Origin of the sequence: Bradyrhizobium sp. LCT2 (assembly GCF_009931255.1) — a bacterium.
GTDB lineage: Bacteria > Pseudomonadota > Alphaproteobacteria > Rhizobiales > Xanthobacteraceae > Bradyrhizobium > Bradyrhizobium diazoefficiens.
Genome location: NZ_CP034432.1, coordinates 1,468,241 through 1,486,385, shown reverse-complemented (window position 1 = coordinate 1,486,385; position 18,145 = coordinate 1,468,241). Strand labels below are relative to the sequence as shown.

Annotated in this window: 14 protein-coding genes and 1 pseudogene; 8 read left to right on the top strand and 7 right to left on the bottom strand. The window is 65.2% G+C overall.

Annotation, left to right across the window (positions count from 1 at the left end; genetic code table 11):
• Positions 1-29: 29 nt before the first annotated feature.
• From EI171_RS07615 to ugpB, 7 genes are all read right to left on the bottom strand, one after another.
• Positions 30-929: an ABC transporter permease gene (locus EI171_RS07615; protein WP_161532984.1), complete on the bottom strand. Its 900-nt coding sequence runs from the start codon at positions 927-929 to the stop codon at positions 30-32.
• Between the two features lie 3 nt (positions 930-932).
• On the bottom strand, positions 933-1,946 hold the full coding sequence (locus tag EI171_RS07610) for an ABC transporter permease (RefSeq protein WP_161532983.1): 1,014 nt from the start codon (positions 1,944-1,946) through the stop codon (positions 933-935).
• Positions 1,947-2,215: 269 nt separating this feature from the next.
• Positions 2,216-3,838 carry an ABC transporter substrate-binding protein gene (locus tag EI171_RS07605; RefSeq protein WP_011083856.1) on the bottom strand — a complete coding sequence of 541 codons (1,623 nt, stop codon included), beginning with the start codon at positions 3,836-3,838 and terminating at the stop codon, positions 2,216-2,218.
• Positions 3,839-4,244: 406 nt separating this feature from the next.
• Positions 4,245-5,252 carry a phosphotransferase gene (locus EI171_RS07600; protein ID WP_246740615.1) on the bottom strand — a complete coding sequence of 336 codons (1,008 nt, stop codon included), beginning with the start codon at positions 5,250-5,252 and terminating at the stop codon, positions 4,245-4,247.
• Between the two features lie 24 nt (positions 5,253-5,276).
• A complete protein-coding gene (locus EI171_RS07595; protein ID WP_060909434.1) occupies positions 5,277-5,552 on the bottom strand; it encodes a protealysin inhibitor emfourin in 276 nt (91 codons plus the stop codon).
• Between the two features lie 26 nt (positions 5,553-5,578).
• Entirely contained in the window at positions 5,579-6,610 is a 1,032-nt protein-coding gene (locus EI171_RS07590) for a M4 family metallopeptidase (RefSeq protein WP_161532981.1), read from the bottom strand.
• A gap of 205 nt (positions 6,611-6,815) precedes the next feature.
• The gene (ugpB, locus tag EI171_RS07585; RefSeq protein ID WP_038965236.1) at positions 6,816-8,156 is read right to left on the bottom strand and encodes a sn-glycerol-3-phosphate ABC transporter substrate-binding protein UgpB; all 1,341 of its coding nucleotides are present in this window, start codon (positions 8,154-8,156) and stop codon (positions 6,816-6,818) included.
• A 187-nt stretch (positions 8,157-8,343) separates the two neighbouring features.
• Between ugpB and EI171_RS07580 the strand changes: the two genes are divergently transcribed.
• The 8 genes and pseudogenes from EI171_RS07580 (at position 8,344) to EI171_RS07545 (ending at position 17,801) form a co-directional block, all read left to right on the top strand.
• Positions 8,344-9,339 (top strand): TRAP transporter substrate-binding protein, encoded by a 996-nt coding sequence (locus EI171_RS07580; RefSeq protein ID WP_161532980.1) that lies wholly within the window; start codon positions 8,344-8,346, stop codon positions 9,337-9,339.
• Between the two features lie 6 nt (positions 9,340-9,345).
• The gene (locus tag EI171_RS07575) at positions 9,346-11,424 is read left to right on the top strand and encodes a HAMP domain-containing sensor histidine kinase (RefSeq protein WP_161532979.1); all 2,079 of its coding nucleotides are present in this window, start codon (positions 9,346-9,348) and stop codon (positions 11,422-11,424) included.
• Positions 11,394-13,139, top strand: coding sequence for a DUF3369 domain-containing protein (locus EI171_RS07570; RefSeq protein ID WP_011083850.1), 1,746 nt, complete (start codon positions 11,394-11,396; stop codon positions 13,137-13,139). Before EI171_RS07575 ends, EI171_RS07570 begins: the two co-directional genes overlap by 31 nt.
• A 10-nt stretch (positions 13,140-13,149) precedes the next feature.
• Positions 13,150-13,887 (top strand): response regulator, encoded by a 738-nt coding sequence (locus tag EI171_RS07565; RefSeq protein WP_161532978.1) that lies wholly within the window; start codon positions 13,150-13,152, stop codon positions 13,885-13,887.
• A gap of 447 nt (positions 13,888-14,334) precedes the next feature.
• Positions 14,335-14,946, top strand: coding sequence for a sigma-70 family RNA polymerase sigma factor (locus EI171_RS07560; RefSeq protein ID WP_161532977.1), 612 nt, complete (start codon positions 14,335-14,337; stop codon positions 14,944-14,946).
• Positions 14,947-15,431: 485 nt separating this feature from the next.
• A complete protein-coding gene (locus EI171_RS07555) occupies positions 15,432-16,130 on the top strand; it encodes a cytochrome c biogenesis CcdA family protein (protein ID WP_011083847.1) in 699 nt (232 codons plus the stop codon).
• Between the two features lie 30 nt (positions 16,131-16,160).
• Positions 16,161-16,724 carry a thioredoxin family protein gene (locus EI171_RS07550; RefSeq protein WP_161532976.1) on the top strand — a complete coding sequence of 188 codons (564 nt, stop codon included), beginning with the start codon at positions 16,161-16,163 and terminating at the stop codon, positions 16,722-16,724.
• Between the two features lie 103 nt (positions 16,725-16,827).
• Positions 16,828-17,801 (top strand): annotated as a pseudogene (locus EI171_RS07545) (hypothetical protein).
• Positions 17,802-18,145 lie beyond the last annotated feature (344 nt).

The window sequence follows — 18,145 nt, the reverse complement described above, 5'->3', positions numbered from 1 at the left end:
GGGGAATTTGGAGGTGAAGGAACCATCACCTACGTCCTCCGCTGCGGATCGACGATGTCGCGGAGGCCGTCGCCGAGGAGGTTGAAGCAGAACACGGCGATCATCAAAGCAAGGCCGGGGAACAGTGCGATCCACCATTCGCCAGAGACCATGAAGCCCGCGCCTTCCGCGACCATGATGCCCCATTCGGCAGTCGGCGGGCGGACACCGAGGCCGATGAAGGACAGGCCGGCGGCATTGAGGATGGCGTAGCCCATGGTCAGCGACATCTGCACGATCATGATCGGCATGATGTTGGGCAGGATGTGCACCAGCAGGATGCGGAATTCACCGTTGCCGGACAGGCGCGCGGCCTGCACGAAGCCGGCATTGCGGCGGACATTGGCCTCGGCACGCGCGACGCGGGCATAGAGCGGGAAGTTCACGATCGCGGTCGCAAGAATGATGTTCTGCACCGTGTTGCCGAGCGCCGCGACGATGCCCATCGCCAGCACGAATAGCGGAAACGCCATGATGGTGTCGGCGATGCGGCCGACGATGCGGTCGGTCCAGCCGCCAAAGTAGCCCGCTGCGATACCGGCGAGGCCGCCCATCAGGAACACCAGCACGACGGAGGCGACCGCGATGAACGTATCGAGCCGCGTCGCCACGACGACGCGGCTGAAGATGTCGCGGCCGAGCTGATCGGTCCCGAACCAGTGCGCGGCCGATGGCGCTTTCAACGCCGCGGCGGTGTCGGAGGCGAGCGGATCATACGGCACCACATAGGGACCGAAGATCGCCGCGATCAGGATCACGATCAGCAGCGCGAAAGCAAAACCCGTGACCTTGTTTTCGCCGAGAACGTAGCGGGTCTGTTCGAGGATCGCGACCAGTCCCGAGGTACGGGCGGGACCGACCGGTTCAACCGCAGGCGCAACGGAGCTCATGATTTAGCCCTCCAACCTGACGCGCGGATCGATCACGCCGTACAAAATGTCGATCACCAGATTGAGCAGCACGTACATGACCGCCATGGTCAGCACGAAACCCTGCACCGGCGCGAAGTCCGACGAGATCAGCGCTTCCACCGCGTAGGAGCCGATGCCGGGCCAGGCGAACACTTTTTCCACCAACACGTTCGCACCGAGCAGGAACGAGAACACCATGCTGAGCGTGGTGATCACGGGCAGCATCGCGTTGCGGAAGGCATAGGTGACGATGACGGTCGCCGGCGACAGGCCGCTGGCGCGCGCGGTGCGGACGAATTCGGAGGCGAGCACCGCCAGCATCGAGGCGCGGGTCATGCGCGCGATCGGTGCCAGCGAGAAGATCGCAAGCGTCGTCGCCGGAAGAATGAGCTGGCTCAGCGCCGAGCGGAACGCCTCGAGGTCACGCGCGATCAGGGTGTCGATCAGATAGAAGCCGGTCACCGTCGGCGGCGCGCTGTAGAACACGTCGAGACGGCCGAGCGGCGCGGGCGACCAGCCGAGCCGGAAATAGAAAACGTAAACGAGAACGAGGCCGGTGAAGAACACCGGCAGCGAGACGCCCGCCGTCGTCGTGACCCGACAGAGGTGATCGACCCATGACCCCGGCCGCGTCGCCGCCAGCACGCCCAGCGGAATGGCGATCACGATCGAGACGATGAGGCCGAGCAGCGTCAGCTCGGCCGAGGCCGGCAGGCGGTTGCGGATCTCGGCCGCGACCGGCTGGCCTGTGGTGAGCGAGTTGCCGAAATCGCCATGGGCGAGATCGGTGGTGTAGCGGAAGAACTGCTCGATCAGCGGCCGGTCGAGACCGAGCTTCTTCCGGATCTGCTCGACGGCCTCCTTCGTCGCGGCGGGACCGGCGAAATACGCGGCGGGATCACCAGGCAGCGCGCGCGTCAGCAGGAAGGTGACGATGACGACGCCGATCAGCGAGGGTATCGCGAACATCAGGCGCTTGCCGATCATGGTCAGCATGGGAGTGCTCTCCTTCTGCCTAGCCATTGGAAGCAAATTCGAACGACCTGCTCAGCTGCGTTCCCTCCCCCCTTGTGGGGGAGGGCTAGGGAGGGGGGTGGCTCCGGGAGGGGTCGGAGTTCGTGGCTACCCCCCTCCCTGCCCTCGAGAGCGAGCTTCGCTCGCCTCGGACCCCACAAGGGGGGAGGGAATGAGATGACAGTGCCCACCTCACTCCAGTGGAAGAGACCAACACATGCCGATGCGTCGCCGACCATCAGCATGACACCTCACCCCTTTGCCATCGCGCGGTAGTCCAGGCGGCGGTGGAACCAGTATTGGTAGCCGCTGATGTTCTTCTGCATCGCGACGTTGACGAAGGGCTGGTACAGCGGGATGCGCGGGATGTCGCTGTAGGCGAGATCGACGAAACCCTTCACGTCGGTATCGTAGGTCGCGGTGTCGCCGCTCGCGGCCGCGACGCGCGCGCCGTCGATCAGCTTGTCCATCTCCGCCGACTTGTAGCTCATGGTGTTGAAGACGGAATTGTTGCCGTGATAGCACCAGTAGAAGAAGTACTCGGGGTAATCGAGCCAACCCGAGAACACGTTGGTGAAGAGCGGCATCTCCTTCTTGTTCAATTCGGTGCGCCAGTTGGCGCCGGGCACCTTGTTGATGGTGGTCTTGATGCCGAGCTGGGCGAGCGATTCCTGCACCAGCACGCAGAGCGGCTCGTTGACGCCGGCGAAATTGAGGTCGAACGAGATCGTGGTCTCGAAACCGTTGGCGTAGCCGGCCTCCGTCAGCAGCGCCTTCGCCTTCTCCATGTCGGTGTTGTATTTGTGCTGCTGCGGCCAGGCGACCTCGGTCGGCTTGTCCTTGGCGGCGCCGAACATCGGATTGCCGAGCCCGAACAGCACCGCGTCCATGATCTTCTGGTAGGGCAGCGCATAGGCGATCGCCTGCCGCACCTTGACGTTGTCGAACGGCGGCTTGGTGACGTTCATGCCGATATACTGGATGCCGTTGGAGAACGGCAGCGACACCACGTTGAGCTTGCCGCTCGCCTTCATCTCCTGGAAATCCTTGAACGGCAGCTCGTAGGAGATGTCGGCGTCGCCGCGCTCCAGCAGCGCACGGCGATTGCCCGCCTGCGGCACCATGCGCCAGATCACGCGCTTGATCTTCGGCAAGGGCCCGCCGACCCAATCCTCGTTGCGCTCCATGATCACTTCGGTGCCGGCGGTCCACTTCGTCACCTTGTAGGCGCCGGAGCCCGCGGTCTGCTGCTTGGTGAATTCGAGACCCCAGGGATCCTTCTCGCTGGCGTTCTTCTTCACCAGCTCGGAGTTGACGATGCAGGGCACGATCACCGCGAGATCGGGAATCGTCAGCTTGTCCTTTTTCAGGAAATCGACGCGCACGGTGTAGTCGTCGATCACGACGAACTGCTCGGGCTTGGTCAGCGAGCCCGCGCTCATCTGGAAGGTCGGGAAGCCGCCGACGCTGACGGCACGGTCCAACGACCACTTCACGTCCTTGGCGGTGACCGGCGCGCCATCGTGGAATTTGGCGTTCTTCTTCAGCTTGAAGGTGACCGACATGTCGTCGATCTTCATGTCCTCGGCGAGCTCGCCCTTGAACTTGTCGCGGTCGTAATAGGGCACGCCGCCGGGACCGCTCTTCATCTCGTGGCTGATCAGCCGGTCGTAGCAATTCCAGGACACCTCATAGCCGGGCACGTTGGTGCCGACGCCGTGGATATCGAGATTGTTGGGGCCGCCCTCCGAGACGATCAGCAGCGTCTCCGAGCGAGCGTCGGCCTTGGCCGAGGAGATCACGGACGGCATGGCCGGAAGCGCCGCGCCTGCGGCCAATCCGGAAACGGACTTGAGGAAATCGCGGCGCTTCATGAAATCGCTCCAACACAAAAGTTTCTGGTTGGAACTGGATTCGCAAGGTTCGTGCCAGAGCTTAACGAGGCGTTAGTCTCGCGCTAATCAACTGATCTCACTTGATCTTTTTGATTTTTGCCTGATTTTCCGGAGAGCGGCGCAGTTCCTGCTTGCATACAAAGACGGAGAATTGCTCAAAATTTCATCGATAAAGCGTGAGAGCCCATTCGGGAGGCGACGGCAGGACTCATCGCGCAGGTAGCGCGGCGCCCGTGCTGAAGCCACCAGGCCCGGCCGTCATTCCGGGGCGATGCGCAGCATCGAGCCCGGAATCCATCGGGCCACAGAATGCGTGGGAAAATGGATTCCGGGCTCGCCGCTTCGCGGCGCCCCGGAATGACGGAGAGGGGTGGGGCCGGAGCACTCACTCCGCCCAGATCAGGTCCTGCAGCTCGACGAGATCCTTCGCCTTGTCCTGCCAGCCCTCGATGCAGATGTGGCTGTTGAGATCGCTGGCGTGGTGCAGCAGCATCAGGGCCATCAGGCGCCGCTTGAGCGCATAGTCCAGCTTCGCATAGCCAAACCCTTCGAGCAGGCTGCGCACCCTCCCCGGCCGGCCCGCCGCCATGAAGGCGCCGGGGCCGAGCAGGTCGTAGTCGCGCCATCCCGCCCGCACGTCGCCGAAGTCGAACAGGCCGGCGAGCGACCATTGCCCGTCATGGCAGGCGAGCAGAAAGTTCTCCGGAATGTATTCGCCGGTCAGGAGCACCGGCGGCGCGTCCATCGGAACGAGGCGGGCCGCATCGCGCAGGAGATCGTCGAGGCCTCCAAGGAATTTGGGCGCAAGGCCGAGACGCTGGTGCCTGGCGCGGCACCCCTGCATCTGGGCGCGCATGAACTCGTCCCAGCGCGGCTCTATTGCTGCGAGAGGGCCAAGCGGCGCGCGCTGCACGGCCGCGATGGTCTCGCCGATCTGGCGCAGCAGGCGCTCCTTCTGCTGTTCCGGCAGAGACGGCCAGACCTCCGAGCCGAGCGTGCCGGCAAGACGCGTGATGACGAGATAGGGCCAGCCGTCGCGCATCCCTTCCGCGACGACCTGCGGAATTGGCAAGGAAAGACGTCCCGCAAGCTGCGTCAGCGAACCGCGCTCGGAGACGAATTGCGCGTGGAGCAGCGGCGGGAAGATCTTCAGGATCAGGCGCTCACCGAGCCCGACCACGAGATTGGTACCTGTTACAAACACCTGCGGCGCGCCGACGTCGAGGCCGTGGCTGCGCGCGATGTCGAGCGCGATCGGCAGCCATCGGGACTGGTCGGCGCGCAAGGCACGGTAGGCCTCGAGGCTCGTCGACGCGGACACGCCCCAGGCACCCGCCGAACAAGCACCTGCCGAACAAGCAGCGGCGGAATCCGGCGGCAGCATCTCCTCCATCACAGCGCCCGGCTCCGCCCGGTGTTATTCCAGGACATCCTTGACGCTGTTCTTGATGGCCGAGGGGACCGCATGCTCGGGGACTTCGATGGTCTGCGCACCGCGCGTGATCCGGTAACTGAACGCGTCGGCCTGACCCGGATGTGCGGGCGCGACTTTCTTCGGATCGGCAAACAGCTGCTCCACCGTCTTCTGATCGGCGGCGGACAGATCCGACAGCGCCACTTCACCACGACTTTTCAGGTGAGGGCCGCCGAAGCCGGCGAACCCTCCGACGCGCTCGATCTTCAAGCGATCCACGCTTCCTTCCTTTCGTATCGCACGCTTTAGAGCCCGACCTTCTTCCATCCGGTATCGACGGCGGCGAGGACTGCGGCATCGCCAGGGTACAATGTGTGGGCACCCTGCCGGGTCCGCGCCGCGAATGCCTTCATCGTCATGTTCGGCGTCGGCCCGAAACCAGTGAGCGAATGGTACCACACCTGCCCGATCCTGGCCCAACTGTATCCGCCAAGCGTCGTGCAGGCGGTGTAGAAGGCGAGGTTCGGCGGCCCGCTCGCGTAATGCGGGTCCATGCCGGGCGTCACTTGCGAATACTTGGTCGGCTGCGGCGCCAGGCAGTGCTTGGCGGCGGGATCGGCCATGTCGCGCAGGCAGGCGAACCCCTTCTTCTTGGCCGCCGGCCCCATGATGTCGCGCCCGATCAGCCAGTCGGCCTTCTTGACGTCCTGCTTGGCCTCCCACTGCCGGAACATCGAGCCGAAGCAGTCGGAGATGCTCTCGTTCAGGCCGCCGGCATCGCCGCTATAGGCGAGCTGGAGGCTGTGCTGGGTCACGCCATGGGTCAGCTCGTGGCCGATGACGTCGTTGCCGCGGGTGAAGTCGAGGAAGATGCTGCCGTCGCCGTCGCCATAGACCATCTGCGAGCCGTTCCACATCGCGTTGTTGTACTTCTCGCCGAAATGAACCGACGACATCATGGTCATGCCGTGATCGTCGATCGAATTCCGGTTGAAGACCTGCTGGTAGAACCTGGCCACCTTGGTGGTCTGGTTGAAGGTGCGCTTGACGGAGCCGTCCGAGGACGTCTTCGGCTTCGGCACGGGCGTGCCGGGCAGCGTCTGCGTGTGCTTGCAGTCGTAGACCGTGACCGACGGCGCCGCGGCCAGCGTGACCAGACCTGCGGCGCGCGCCGCCACGACGCTGGTCAGTTTCGCCGTCTGCGTCCGCAATTCGCGCAGTTCATGACTGACCTGGACGGTGTCGACCATCTGCTTGCGAAGCACGGCGGACAGCTTCTTGTCCTGGGAAAGTCTGGTCAGAACGTCGTTCGGGATGATGCAACATGAGCAAAACATAAGCGATCTCCATCACAACTTTTCCGGAAAAATGATAGGTGAAACAACCTCAAGATTATCGCTGCGCGCCCGCGGCACAAGTGATGTGGCTCACACGGGCGTCATTGTTTCGAGAGCGTGGATTTGCGGCCCGCCCGCGGATCCGTGCATCGCTTCAAATTTCGTGATGTGGAGTCGCGTGCGCGCGCAGCGGGCCGAGCAGCGCCTATCGCTCCGGGCTGGCGCGCTCGAACTGGCGCAGCAGCTTGTTGCCGCGCTCGACGGCGGAATCCAGAGCTCCCTGCGCGCTCTTCTGGCCGGCAAAGGCCTGCTCCAGCTCGTCCTCGATCGCGCCGCGGATCAGCACGAAGGAGCCGAGCCGGATGCCCTTCGAGTTCGACGTCGGCGGATGCAGCGTGATCTCCTCGAACGAGATCGCCGAGCCCGGATTGCGCTCGTAGAAGCCTTGCGCGCGCGTCAGCTCGTAGGCGGCGCGGGTGATCGGCAGATATCCGGTGTTCTGGTGCCAGGCCGCCTGCACGCCGGGCTGCGACAGATAGGCGAAGAACCGCGCAACGCCCTTGTATTCCGCGCGCGGCCGATCACGCAGCACCCACAGCGTGGCGCCGCCGATGATCGAGTTCTGCGGCGCGTCCTTCACCTCGGGCCAGTACGGCATCATGCCGTAGCCGATCTCGAATTTCGAGTTCGCGTTGATGTCGGCGCGCGTCGCCGAGGAGCCGATGAAGATGCCGCATTCGCCGTTCTGGAAGCGCGGCTCGGCCGACTGGCCGCGGCCGCCATAGTCGAACAGCCTGGTCTTCTGCCACTCAGCCAGCTGGGCGACGTGCTTGACGACGACCGAATTGTTGATGGTCAGCTCGGCATCGAGCCCGGCAAAACCGTTGGTGCGGGTCGCGAGCGGCAGGTTGTGGAAGGCGGAGAGATTCTCGATGTGGATCCAGGACGGCCAGGACGTGGTGAAGCCGCAAGGAGCGCCGCGGTCGCGCAGACGCTTTGCGATCGCGCCAAGCTCCGGCCATGTCTTCGGCGGCGCCTCCGGATCGAGGCCGGCGTCACGGAACATGGTCTTGTTGTAGTAGAGGATCGGCGTCGACGAATTGAACGGGAACGACAACAGATTGCCGGCCGCATCGGTGTAGTAGCCGGAGACGGCAGGAAGGTAGTCGTTGAGCGAGAACGGCTCGCCCTGGTCCCGCATCAGGCTGAACACCGGATAGATCGCGCCCTTGGCCGCGGTCATGGTGGCGGTGGCGACCTCGTTGACCTGGACGATCGCGGGCTGGCTGCGCGAGCGGAAGGCGAAGATCGCCGCCGTCACCGTCTCGGTGTAGTTGCCCTTGTAGGCAGGCACGATCCGGTAATCGGACTGCGAGGCGTTGAAGTCGGCGGCGAGCTTTTCCAGTTGCCGGCCGAGCTCGCCCGACATGGCGTGCCACCACGCGATGTCGGTGGCGGCGTTGGCCTGCGCGGTGAACGTGAAGGCCGCGGCGGTGGCAACGACCTGCAAACAGCGCAATGCTGAAATCACGATGGCTCTTTCCATGTCGCGCGGCAAAAGGCGACCCTGTCCTGCTTACGGCGCGGCATTTCCAGTTTCAACCGGGAATGAGGGCCGGCCGCGCCGCACAATCACCCCGCGGGCCGCGGCGGGATGGCCTTCCCTTAACCATCTGCTAGATTGCATTGAACCTTTTGGTCTCGCCATAGACTCCACCACTGAGGGGTTGAGTGTGCCAGTGTTGAACCGTGCCGAACTCTCACGGACCGGGGTGGTTTTCGTCGCGCTTTTGTTCGCCATTTGCGCGACGAGCGCCGTTGCGCGTGAATTTCGCGCCGCCGACACCCAGACCGAGGATTACCCGACCGTCCAGGCGCTGCGCTACATGGGCGCGCTGATCGCCGAGCGCACCGGCGGCCGCCACGAGATCAAGGTTTTTCATTCCCGCCAGCTCGGCGAGGAGAAGGAGACCATCGAGCAGACCCGGGCCGGCGCGATCGACCTCAACCGGACCAATGTGGCGCTGATCGGCAATTTCGTCCCGGCGATGAACGTGCTCGCCATGCCGTTCCTGTTCCGGTCCATCGAGCACATGCAGAAGGTGCTGGACGGGCCGATCGGCAGCGAGATCCTTGGCAGCTTCGAGCCCTACGGTTTCGTCGGGCTCGCCTTCTACGATTCCGGGGCGCGCTCGATCTACAACGGCGCCCGCCCCGTCAGAAGCATCGCAGACCTCCGGGGCCTGCGGATCCGGGTGCAGCAATCGGAGTTGATGAGCGAGATGATGCGCTCGCTCGGCGCCGAGCCGGTCGAGATGCCCTATGGGCAGGTGCTCGCCGGGCTTGCCAATCATCTGATCGACGGCGCCGAGAACAACTGGCCATCTTTCGTGACGACGGACCATTACAAACATGCCGGCTACCTCGCGCTCACCGAGCACACGATGAGCCCCGAAGTGCTGGTGATCTCGCTCAAGGCCTGGAGCAGCCTGTCGGCGGACGACCAGACCATCTTCCGGGAGGCCGCGCAGCGCTCCAGCCGCTTCATGCGCGAGAAGTGGCGCGACCTCGAGGAGCAGTCGCAGCGCAAGGCGGAGGAAGCCGGCGTCACCATCGTCAGGGATATCGATCGCAAGCCGTTCGAGGACGCGATGGCGGCGATCTACGCCAAGGCCGGGCGCGATCCCGCCGCGGCCGCACTGATCGAACGCATTCGCAAGGTGGAGTGAGCCTCGTTGCCCGCAGCTGGACACAGCGAGCACGCAGACAGGCAGCCCGGGCCGCTCGGGCGGCTGCGCGCGCGCCTCGTCGGCGCGCTTCGGGCGGTGCCGATCCGCTGGCGCATCCTGTCGATCGCGGCGCTGAACTCCGCCGTGGTGGTGGTGCTGGTGGCGCTGATCTGGAACGGCTCGCAAGTGCTGGGCTCGGCCTGGGACGACGTGCGCCAGGTGCGCGAGTCCGACCGGATCCTGGCGCTGCTCGAAAGCGAGACCGGGCGGCTGCACAATCTGATCCACCGCTACATCAACCAGCCGAGCCCGGACCTGTTCGCCGAGATCCTGCTGCTGCGCGAGGCGGTGCTGGGGACCCTCGCCAACCGCGCCGCCAAGGACCCGATGCTGTCGGGCTCGGTCGAGGAGCTGGAGCGCACCACCGACCGCTTCCTCAACGGCTTCGGCGAGCTGCGCAGCGTCCAGGCCACCATCGCCAAGACCTATGAGGACCAGGTGCAGGGCCCGGCCAGGGACATGGCGGGCCTGTATTCCATCATCGAAGGCGCCACCGGCCATCGCGACGCGCTGATCTGGCCCTCGCTCGGCAAGTCGCGCGAGGCCTTCACCGCGATGCTGGTCGCGGCCAACTCCTACTATCTGTCGCAGTCGTCAGGCGCGGCCGACGACGCGCGCCACAACACCGAGACGATCGAGAAGACCATCCCCGTGATGATCGACCTCGCCGACAACGACCTCCAGCGCATGGCGCTGCAACGGCTCGCGACCCGCACCGTGGCGCTGCGCGAGGGCTTTGCAAAACTCTCCGAGCAGCTGATGAGCCGCACCGAGCTGCTGCGCAACACCATCGACGCCAGCCAGGCCGAGGCGATCGGCGCCATCGACGACCTCTCGACCAAGATGCGCCAGCGCGAGCAGAAGGCGCAGGAGACGTTCGACCGCACGCTGGCGGATATTTCGCGGCGCGTGCTGTCGATCGCGGTGATCTTCCTCGGCATCATCCTCACCGCCGGCGTGCTGATCGCGCTGTCGATCCGCCTGCCGCTGCAGCAGATCATGGCGGCGATGCGCGCGATCACGCTCGGCGACCTCGACCGCGAGGTGCAGGGCACCAAGGCACGCGACGAGGTCGGGGCCATGGCCCGCGCGGTGGAGGTGTTCCGCGAGAACGCGATCGCCAAGCGTGAGACCGAGGACGAGCTGCGCGCGTCCAAGGAGAAGGCCGAGAGCGCGCTGATCGAGCTCAACACCGCGCAGCAGAACCTGATCGACGCCGAGCGGCTCGCGGCGCTCGGCGGCCTCGTTGCCGGCGTCGCGCACGAGGTCAACAACCCGATCGGCATCAGCCTCACCGTTGCGTCGAGCTTTGCCCGGCGCAGCGATATCTTCGAGGCCCAGCTCAAGGGCGAGGGCGGCCTGCGCCGCTCGCAGCTCGAAGAGTTCGTGCAGGCCTCGCGCGATGCCTCGCAGCAGCTGGTCGCCAACCTCCAGCGCGCCGGCGAATTGATCCAGTCGTTCAAGCAGGTCGCGGTCGACCGCTCCCATGCCGAGCGGCGGCAGTTCAGCTTGAGCGAAGCCACCGACCAGATCATCGCCAGCCTGCGCCCGGTGCTGAAGCGCTCGCCGATCACGCTCCAGGTCGACGTACCCGAGGGCCTGCTGCTCGACGGCTACCCCGGCTCCTACGGCCAGATCCTGACCAACCTCTTCCTCAACGCCGCCAACCACGCCTTCGCCGACGGGCGCGCCGGCACGATCACGATCTCGGCGCGGCCGCGCGGGGCCGACGACATCGAGATCATCTTCACCGATGACGGGGCCGGCATGACCCCGGACGTGCAGCGCCAGGCCTTTGACCCATTCTTTACCACCCGGCGCAATGAAGGTGGTACGGGACTTGGCCTCCATATCGTCTATAACCTCGTCACCCAGCAGCTCGGCGGGCGGATGATGCTGGAATCCAAGCTGGGACAAGGCACTACTTTTCGCATTATCATGCCCCGGGTCGCCAAGGGCGGCGCGCAAAGCACAGAGACTGACGGGACTTCTCAATGGCCGAACAGGACGATGTCCTCCACCTGATCGACGACACCGGCACCGCGTCGGAGGATACGGACGCCCGGAAGTGGAAGATCGCCGTCATCGACGACGATCCGGCCGTGCATGACGGCACCCGTTTCGCGCTGTCCGATTACAGCCTCAACGGCCAGGGCCTGGAGATCCTCTCCGCCTATTCCGCGGCCGAAGGCCGCAAGCTGATGGCCGCGCACAACGACATCGCCGCGGTGCTGCTCGACGTCATCATGGAGACCGACGTCGCCGGCCTCGAGCTGGTCGAGTTCATCCGCAACGAGATCCGCAACGAGACCGTGCGCATCATCCTGCGCACCGGCCAACCCGGCCAGGCGCCGGAGCGGCGCGTGATCGTGCAGTACGACATCAACGACTACAAGGCCAAGACCGAGCTCACCGCCGACAAGCTGTTCACCTCGCTGACCGCGGCGCTGCGCTCCTATCAGCAGCTCGAGCGCATGGTGCAGACGCGGCGCGGGCTCGAGATCATCATCGACGCGGCCTCGACGCTGTACGACTTCAAGTCGATGCAGCGGCTCGCCGAGGGCGTGCTGACCCAGCTCGCCTCGCTGCTCAATGTCGATTGCGCCGGAATACTGGTCCTGCGCGACAATGGCGGCGTCGACCCCGAGCTCTCGGTGCTCGCCGGCAGCGGCTGCTACAGCCGCTTCATCGGCACCACGACGTCGAAGGCGCTCGACCCCGACCTGCGCGAGATGGTCGAGGCCGCCTTCCAGCGCCGCAAGAACGAATTCGCCGACCACCGCAGCGTGATTTACTTGCGCACCGGAAGCGGCCGCGAGGTGGTCGTGCTGCTGCAGGCCGAGCGCGAGCTGTCCGAGACCGACCGCTCGCTGGTCGAGATCTTCTCCAGCCGGCTCTCGATCGCCTTCGACAACGTCATCCTCTATCAGCAGCTCCAGGACGCCAACACGCAGCTGGAAGACCGCGTCGCCCAGCGCACCCGCGCCCTGATGCAGGCCAACCGCCGCCTCTCGGCGCAGTGGCTGCGGCTGCAGCGCGCCAACGGCTTCAAGAACGAGATCCTGGGTACCGTCGCGCACGATCTGAAGAATCCGCTCGGCGTCATCCTCGGCCGCACCGAGATGCTGAAGGAGCTGATCTCGACCGGCGCCTCGTCCAGCGGCGTGGTCGCCCAGGTCGATCACATCCGCGACGCCACGAAGCGCCTGACCACGATGGTCGATCACCTGATCTCGGACGCGATGGCCGATGCCTTCGACATCACCATCCGCCGCGAGCCGGTCGACGTCGCCGCCCTGGTCAAGGAGGTCGCCGACGCCAACCAGCCGCTCGCCGTCAACAAGCAGCAGGCGATCAGCGTCGCCGCGCCGTCCAACATCGTCACCATGTGCGACACCGACCGCATCCGGGAGGCGATCGACAACCTCATCAGCAACGCCATCAAGTACTCACCGATCGGCGGCAAGATCAGCGTGGCCGTCGCCCATGAGGGCAGCGAGACCATCGTCCGCGTCAGCGACGAGGGCGCCGGCCTGTCGCCGGAGGATCTCGGCCGCCTGTTCGGCCGGTTCCAGCGGCTGTCGGCAAAACCGACCGCCGGCGAGAGCTCGACGGGGCTTGGGCTTTCCATCGTCAAGCGTATTATCGACATGCATGGCGGCGAGGTGACCGCCGACAGCGACGGCCCCGGCAGGGGCTCGACCTTCACCATTACCCTCCCCGCGACCGAACTGCCGTGATCTCAAGACCATGACCCAAAGCCAGCACATCATGATCGTCGACGACGAGGCCCCGGCCCGGGAGATGGTCGGCGATTACCTCAAGATGCACGGCTTCACCGTGACGCTGTGCGACGGCGGCAAGTCGTTGCGCGCCGCGATCGACGGCGGCATGCCCGATCTCGTCGTGCTCGACCTCAACATGCCCGAGGAAGACGGGCTGTCGATCATCCGCGACCTCAAGAGCCGCATCAACGTGCCTGTCATCATGCTCACGGCGACCGCGAGCCCGATCGACCGCGTCGTCGGGCTCGAGCTTGGCGCCGACGACTACGTGGCAAAGCCCTGCGAGCTGCGCGAGCTGATGGCGCGCATCCGCTCGGTACTGCGCAGAAGCGGGCCGGCCAAGGCCGCGGCGCCGGAGGCTGCGGCGGCGAAATCGGGCAAGGATCAGCTGGTCCGCTTCGGCACCAAATGGCTCGATCTCGAAGCCCAGGCGCTGCGCGACGACGAGGGCAACGAGCATCCGCTGACCGCATCGGAGTTCGGGCTGCTCAAGGTGTTCGCGGCCAATCCGAAGCGCGTGCTGTCGCGCGAGCGCCTGCTCGAACTGGCCAATGCGCGCGACGCCGAGGCGTTCGACCGCGCCGTGGACCTGCGCATCATGCGCATCCGCCGCAAGATCGAGCCCGACCCGGCAAAACCCGCCGTGATCCGCACCATCCGCGGCGGCGGCTATCTGTTCTCGCCGGCTGGCGAGAAGACGTAGGGGCGCGCGGCAAATACAGCTGTCGTCCCGGACAAGCGCCAGCGCAGATCCGGGACCCATAGCCACGAAATTGGGTTTGGCGAAGACTCGGAGTTACCAGCTTCGCGCCACAACGCCTCCCTGTGATTATGGGTCCCGGATCGGCGCGCGCTTTTGGCGCGCTTGTCCGGGACGACGGCGGAGTGCGGGGCGCGACTGAACGCAAACCCCGAAAATTCGTTCCCGGCGCCTCCGCTCGCTGCCAAATCCCCACCCCCGTATTTTCCGTACATTGAAATTCCACGCTTTTTTGCCCCGAATGTTTCGTCGCGCCCTGTCCGACGAAACAATTTGGCGGCGCACGAAACCATTTTCCGCTTTTCGCGCAGACGTCCCGAAACGGTGGCTGATTAACACTTTGGTCCAAGGAAACGCCGCTCGGTTGCGGCGCTACGGGGAGCCAAGTCTATGCCGAACGTCATCGCCATCAACGCCCAGGCCAGCCAGAGCATCATCGCCGCTCAGGCGACTTCGGACGATATGCTTCTGGAGAGCATTGCCGACGGCAACCGGACGTCGATGCACATCCTGTATTGCCGGCACAATGTGCGGGTTTACCGTTTCATCCTGCGTATCGTGCGTGATTCCACCACCGCGGAAGACCTTGTCAGCCAGGTGTTCCTCGACGTGTGGCGGACCGCCGGCCAGTTCCAGGGCCGCTCGCAGGTCTCGACCTGGCTGCTGTCGATCGCCCGCTTCAAGGCGCTGACCGCGATGCGCCAGCGCCGCTTCGAGGACATCGACCAGGAAGACGTGCGCCAGATCCCTGACGACACCGACACGCCCGAGACCTCGCTCGACCGCAGCGACACCAGCGCCATCCTGCGCGCCTGCGTGCAGAAACTGTCGCCCGCGCATCGCGAGATCATCACCCTCGTCTACTACCACGAGAAGTCCGTGGAGGAGGTCGGTCGGATCATCGGCATCCCCCAGAGCACGGTGAAGACGCGGATGTTCTATGCCCGCAAGCAATTGGCGGATTTGCTTAAGGGCTGCGGCGTCGACCGCTTCGCTGCCTGAAAGCTCATGATTTCAAAGGGATAGGACCTGACCAGCGGCCCTATTCCCGGACACGGAAGTGTTACCGCGGACGAAACAATTGAAACAAACCACAACATCAGGCGGAAAAACTTCCCTCCTATAAAGCTCACATACGGTTTTGCTTAAACCTCCCAAGACTTCCAACGACCCGGACGGGATGCCCCCCTCCGGGTCGTTTTGTGTTTGGGCCTGAGGTGGCCACCGCGAGCCCCGCCTCTCCCGCTTGCGGGAGAGGCCGACGTGCCCGGGCGATGCGAAGCATCGTCCCGCGCGCGGCGGGTGAGGGCTCTCTCCTCTCGGGGAGTATCCCGTTGCGGAGACACTCTCTCCCCAACCCTCCCCCGCGAGCGGGGGAGGGAGCGCACCGTCACCCCGATGGGCACCCCGTCACGAAGCCGTGACGCCACGTAACGACTGCCCCTCCCATCCCGAACTGCCCTCGTGACCTCCCTCGCGAGTGGCCCATGCTCGACCTGATCTTCGCCGTCCTTGCCGGCGTCCTCACCATCGCTGCGCCGTGCACGCTGCCGATGCTGCCGATCCTGCTTGGCGCTTCGATCGGACGCGCGGGGCATCTGCGGCCGGCGATGATCGCGCTCGGATTCGTCATCTCGTTCTCGGCGACTGCGCTGCTGCTCGGCGCGATCACCCGGCTGTTCGACTTCGATCCGAACGTGCTGCGCGAAGCGGCGTCCATCCTGCTGCTCGGCTTCGGCCTGTTGATGCTGTGGCCGGCGCCGTTCGAATGGCTGTCGATCCGACTCAATGGCTGGCTCGATCTTGGTGCTGCGAGCGCCGCGCAGCGCGAGGGCGCGCTTGGCGGGCTCATCCTCGGCACCACGCTGGGCCTGGTCTGGACGCCCTGCGCAGGGCCCGTGCTCGGCTCGATCCTGACGCTGGTGGCGACGACGAAGAATGCGACCTGGGCCGGCACGCTGCTGGTCGCCTACGCCATCGGCGCGGCGATCCCGATGCTCGCGATCGCCTATGGCGGACAGGCCGCGACGACGCGCGTGCGCAGCCTCGCGCGCATTTCGCCACGCCTGCAGCAGGGCTTTGGCGTCGTCGTGATCGGCTTCGCGGTCGCCGCCTACTTCCAATACGACACGCTGATCGTGGCGTGGCTCACCGGCTTCTATCCCACCGGCCAGATCGGCCTGTAATTGCTTCGCATCTCAACGGAGGACGCTTCCATGACCTTGAAACTGCTCGCCGTATCCGCAGCCCTGATCGGCATGGCCGTGACCGGCGCCGTGATCCCCGGCATCTGCGACGAGGCCGCACGCGCTGCGCCTGTCGTCAGCGCGGCCGCAAGCCAGCAGACCGCGCCCGACTTCACCGGCATCAACACCTGGTTCAACTCGAAGCCGCTGAGCATCGCCGATCTCCGCGGCAAGGTCGTGCTGGTCGATTTCTGGACCTATGGCTGCGTCAACTGCGTCAACACGCTGCCGCACGTCACCGACCTCTATGCAAAATACAAGGACAAGGGCCTGGTCGTGGTCGGCGTGCACACGCCGGAATTCCCGTTCGAGCGCTCGGCCTCCAATGTGCAGGCCGCCCTGAAGCGTCACGGCATCACCTATCCGGTGGCGCAGGATAACGATTCGAAGACCTGGAACGCCTACAGCAACCAGTATTGGCCGGCGCAGTACGTCATCGACCAGACCGGCAAGATCGTGTTCCAGCACGCCGGCGAAGGCCGCTACGACGAGATCGACCGCACGGTGGCAAGGCTGCTGAACGCCAGCAGCTGATGCGGCCCGGACATCGCGCGGCTGGTTTCGCCTGACGGCCTTGTTGCTTGACTCCACGGACCGGTCCGTGGAGTTTCGCGAGCCTCGAAATCAGCCGCCCGCAATGGACGACGCGACCACCAGCAACGACATCCGCCTTCGTGAAGGCTCATCGATCGCGCAGCGGCTGGTCGTGGCCGGCTCTGCGGCGGCCGTTGCGCTCTGCTTCACGCCCGGCCTGTTCACGCACGACACGCTGGAAATCATCATCTCGGTGGTCGCGCTGCTGGTGGAGCGGGATTTGTCGTCGGCATCATGATGGCGCCGGCGGTGGTGTGGATCATCACACCCGACGAGATCCTGATCGGGCATCAGCGTCCCTTCGGAAAACTCCAGACGCGGATCGTTCCGAAGGACGACATCACGGGGTTGCAAGTTCCCGGCAGCAAGCGGGTGAAGGCCCGCTTTCAGCTGGTCTTCACGCTTGTCTCGGGCGAGCGCCTGACGTCGCCGCCGATCTCGGATGTCACGCATGTGCGCGACACCGTGGCACGGATCGCCACGCAATTCGACGTTCCCCACGTCGAGGAGCCGGTCAATCCGCTCGATGCCAGCAATTCCGAGATGCATCTCGGCGAGCCGCTCGAGGCGTTTTCCGCACGGGACATAAGGATCGTCGCACTGATCGCCGTCGCCTTGTCCGCCGTGCCCTACGCCTACAAGCTCTGGCGCGGATGGCCGCCGAGCCATGTCGATATCCTGCTGCTGCCGCTCGGCGCGATCGCGGCGTTCGCCGTGTATCGCTACGCCAACCTCGTGACCGGCGCGTTCTGGATCATCCGCGAGGGCGACATCCGCGTCGAACGCCTGTGGGGCGACGGCCAGCCGCGCACCGACCATATCGAGGGGCACGAGGTGAAGACGATCACCGTCGACCGCCGCGGCCGGTCCGAGGACGAGCACTGCATCGTCACGATCCGGTTGCGCTCGGGCCGACGCTTTCGCAGCCCCCGCATCGGCTCGCGGCTCGAGGCCCGCGCCGTGGGAGCCGAAATCGTGCGGCGGCTCGGGATCGCGGCGGAGAATAACAAGATCTGACGGGTCGCCGCCTGGCGAGGTCCCTTTGCCTCTCCCGCTTGCGGGAGAGGCCGACGCGCCCCGGGCGATGCGAAGCATCGTCCCGAGCGCGGCGGGTGAGGGCTCTCGCCTCTTGGGGGTCCTTGATTGTAGAAGCACCCTCTCCCCGACCCTCCCCCGCAAGCGGGGGAGGGAGCGCACCGGCCTGGCGGCCGCCATCTAGGCTTTTCGCGCCATCCCCTGTTTGTGGCATTGCCGTGGGCCCGTCAAAAAAGCAAAGCATTCTCGTGACATACCAGCCGGGCGCGCCATCAACTTGCCATGAACATGCCCCTGAGATTTGATGGCTTTGAATGATTTGCGCT

Excerpts from the sequence above, each read along its gene's own strand:
- EI171_RS07560 (WP_161532977.1), top strand. The coding sequence starts at position 14,335 with ATGCCGAACGTCATCGCCATCAACGCCCAGGCCAGCCAGAGCATCATC.
- EI171_RS07605 (WP_011083856.1), bottom strand. The coding sequence starts at position 3,838 with ATGAAGCGCCGCGATTTCCTCAAGTCCGTTTCCGGATTGGCCGCAGGC.
- ugpB (WP_038965236.1), bottom strand. The coding sequence starts at position 8,156 with ATGGAAAGAGCCATCGTGATTTCAGCATTGCGCTGTTTGCAGGTCGTT.
- EI171_RS07555 (WP_011083847.1), top strand. The coding sequence starts at position 15,432 with ATGCTCGACCTGATCTTCGCCGTCCTTGCCGGCGTCCTCACCATCGCT.
- EI171_RS07600 (WP_246740615.1), bottom strand. The coding sequence starts at position 5,252 with ATGGAGGAGATGCTGCCGCCGGATTCCGCCGCTGCTTGTTCGGCAGGT.
- EI171_RS07590 (WP_161532981.1), bottom strand. The coding sequence starts at position 6,610 with ATGTTTTGCTCATGTTGCATCATCCCGAACGACGTTCTGACCAGACTT.
- EI171_RS07570 (WP_011083850.1), top strand. The coding sequence starts at position 11,394 with ATGGCCGAACAGGACGATGTCCTCCACCTGATCGACGACACCGGCACC.
- EI171_RS07615 (WP_161532984.1), bottom strand. The coding sequence starts at position 929 with ATGAGCTCCGTTGCGCCTGCGGTTGAACCGGTCGGTCCCGCCCGTACC.
- EI171_RS07565 (WP_161532978.1), top strand. The coding sequence starts at position 13,150 with ATGACCCAAAGCCAGCACATCATGATCGTCGACGACGAGGCCCCGGCC.
- EI171_RS07610 (WP_161532983.1), bottom strand. The coding sequence starts at position 1,946 with ATGCTGACCATGATCGGCAAGCGCCTGATGTTCGCGATACCCTCGCTG.
- EI171_RS07550 (WP_161532976.1), top strand. The coding sequence starts at position 16,161 with ATGACCTTGAAACTGCTCGCCGTATCCGCAGCCCTGATCGGCATGGCC.